Consider the following 2,982-nt stretch of genomic DNA (forward strand, 5'->3'; position numbering starts at 1 on the left):
GCATGCCTGAGTGACGGTGTAGTTCTTATCCAGCACAAGGCTAACGGCTTCAAGTTTAAACTCTGGGGTAAATCGAGAACGGTCGTGATACATGGGCACCTCTGTCAATGGCGCTACTATAGCAACGCCTTTAATTGGTGTCCGGTTTTATTAGACCACTACAGGAAGGCGGACCGCGAAAAAGCTGACACAACTGGGCATTACCACCGCGCTGGAGCTGGCCAGAACGCCACCGGCGTTTATCAGGAAGCATTTCAGTGTGGTGCTGGAGAGAACCGTCAGGGAACTGAATGGTGAAGCCTGTATCTCCATGGAGGAGGCGCCTCCTCCCCGGCAGCAGATTATCAGCAGCCGGTCCTTTGGTGCCCGTATCACGGACGAAGAGGCCCTGCATCAGGCCGTCTGTCAGTATGCTGAACGGGCAGCAGAGAAACTGCGCCAGGATGGCCAGTACTGCCGCTACGTGGGTGTGTTCATCCGGACGTCTCCGTACACGCCGGGTGAGGTGTATTACAGCAACCAGGCGGGCGAACCATTATCCGTCCCCACACGGGATACCCGGGATATCATCCGTGCCGCCACGGCTTCTCTGGCGCGGATCTGGGTCCCGGGACACCGTTATGCTGCAGCGGGTGTGATGCTCAATGATTTAAGCCCCGGCGGGGTTGTCCAGCTCAACCTGTTCGACGACAGTCAGCCCCGGGCAGGCAGTGAAAAGCTGATGCAGGTGATTGACCATATAAACCAGTCGGGGTTGGGGCAGATTGGTTTTGCAGGCAAAGGGATACAGCCTGACTGGCAGATGAAACGGGAACAGTTATCCCCGTCCTGGATGACCCGCTGGTCAGATATTCCTGTGGCCTCACTGAGATGATCATTGTCTGGTTGAAAAAGAAGGCAGTGCTCGCCGCAAGGCATGACTAGCGCAGTCTGTCATGCCGAGGAAGCACCAGGTCATCCAAGATGAGCATATTCTGCTTACGCACTTGTTTAACAAACATACTGAGAAAGTTATCCACATATACACTGGCTATTTTTATAAGATCTTTTTTTAGATCATTTTTAGATCTTCTTTTTAGAAGTACTCTGAGAACAGTAATTACAAGGCTTTCAGACTAGTTGGTGTGACAAATTACCCTCTGTCTGTGACAAATTGCCCTCCTAAACGGCTATTTACTGTGACAATTAACCCTTAACCCTGTGACAAATTGCCCTCTATTGCTCATATAAAACACATAGTTATTGACAACCAATATGCAAGAGTGACAATCTTGAAACTTGTCACGAATCTCATTACGGAACTGAAATGTCTGACTTAGCAATTATCAGAGATAAGCGTCGCAAGAACAGTCCCCGTATTGTTCAGTCTAACGAATTAACAGAAGCTGCGTATAGTCTTTCTCGAGATCAGAAACGTATGTTGTATCTGTTTGTTGAACAAATCCGTCGTCATGATGGTTCACTGAATGAACATGATGGAATATGTGAGATTCAGGTTTCGCAATATGCTGAAACTTTTGGATTAACCTCTGCTGAAGCTAGTAAAGATATTCGACAGGCGTTAAAGGGGTTCGCAGGGAAAGAAGTCGTGTTTTACCGTCCAGAAGAGGACGCTGGTGATGAGAAGGGATATGAATCATATCCATGGTTCATTAAGCGTGCTCAGAGTCCCTCTCGCGGTCTTTACAGTGTCCACATCAATCCATATCTCATTCCTTTTTTTATTGGCTTACAGAACCGTTTTACGCAATTCAGGTTGAGTGAGACAAAGGAGATCACCAGTCCTTACGCGATGAGACTATATGAATCTCTTTGTCAGTATCGCAAACCTGACGGTTCTGGTGTTGTTTCTTTGAAGATTGGCTGGATTATGGAACGTTACCAGCTTCCTCAGAGTTACCTTCGCATGCCTGACTTTAGACGACGTTTTCTTCAACCTGTTGTAGACGAAATTAATAGCAGAACACCGATGCGTGTCTCTTATATTGAGAAAAAGAAAGGCCGCCAAACGACTCATATAGTTTTTACTTTTATTGAATCAGGTGTATGACTGCGCTTGAGGGTTTGTTGTTACCATTAACTAATAATTCATTGAATTATTAGTCTTTTCTCAGAATGTCAACCTGCCCCATTCATCATGACTTGTTGTTTTTAAACAGATTGCCTGTAAAGAGTCCTTTAATCTGTAGTGCTTGACTGCTTTCTATACGTTGAACCGTTTAGGTGTTTAAGGGCTATGTGTCACTGTTTGCGTAATTATCTGTGCACTTATTTATACCACCTCATTTCCCTGCCCTAGCTGAGTTCATAGTGATGCCACTCTATTGTATTGAAAACAGTGGGTGAGTTGTTACTTATAGTTATGGCAGGTGTGCTGGTGCAATTTTGTATAGAATTGAGGGCAAGTTGTCACAGTTAGGACTCTGTAAACAGAGAGTCTGTTGTCACGGAAGGCCTGTGAATGATGTGCCGGTATCACCGTGTCTGGTACTGAAGGCTGATTGTCACAGTTGTGGCACCGTAAACTGAAGGCAGATTGTCACAGATGAGCACCAGAAGATGTACTGGTACACAGTGCCTGGTTCTGAGGGCAGACTGTCACAGTTGTGGCACCGTGACCCGAGGGCAAATTGTCACGGACGAATACCGGATGATGTAACGGTATCACCGTGTCTGGTGCTGAGGGCAGATTGTCACAGTTGTGGCACCGTAAACCGAGGGTAAGTTGTCACGGATGAGCACCAGAGGATGTAACGGTACACCGTGTCTGATACTGAGGGCAGACTGTCACAGTAGTGGCACCGTAAACCGAGGGAAAGTTGTCACGGATGAGCACCAGAGGATGTACCGGTTCACCGTGTCTGATGCTGAGGGCAGATTGTAACAGTTACGGCGCTGCAAACTGAGGGTGTGTTGTCACGGATGGGCTGCGGAGGATGTACCGGTTCACCGTGTCTGATGCTGAGGGCAGATTGTCACAGT

General features: G+C 47.5%; 1 protein-coding gene and 1 pseudogene. Both read left to right on the forward strand.

Going from position 1 to position 2,982, the window contains the following annotated elements; translation table 11 throughout:
• Positions 1-163 precede the first annotated feature (163 nt).
• A pseudogene (locus tag DT73_RS21000) lies at positions 164-874 on the forward strand (DUF4113 domain-containing protein); the annotation flags it as partial.
• A gap of 432 nt (positions 875-1,306) precedes the next feature.
• Entirely contained in the window at positions 1,307-2,050 is a 744-nt protein-coding gene (repE, locus tag DT73_RS21005; RefSeq protein WP_036114698.1) for a replication initiation protein RepE, read from the forward strand.
• The last annotated feature ends 932 nt before the right edge of the window (positions 2,051-2,982 follow it).

The organism is Mangrovibacter sp. MFB070 (genome assembly GCF_000705335.1).
GTDB lineage: Bacteria > Pseudomonadota > Gammaproteobacteria > Enterobacterales > Enterobacteriaceae > Mangrovibacter > Mangrovibacter plantisponsor.

Excerpts from the sequence above, each read along its gene's own strand:
- repE (WP_036114698.1), top strand. The coding sequence starts at position 1,307 with ATGTCTGACTTAGCAATTATCAGAGATAAGCGTCGCAAGAACAGTCCC.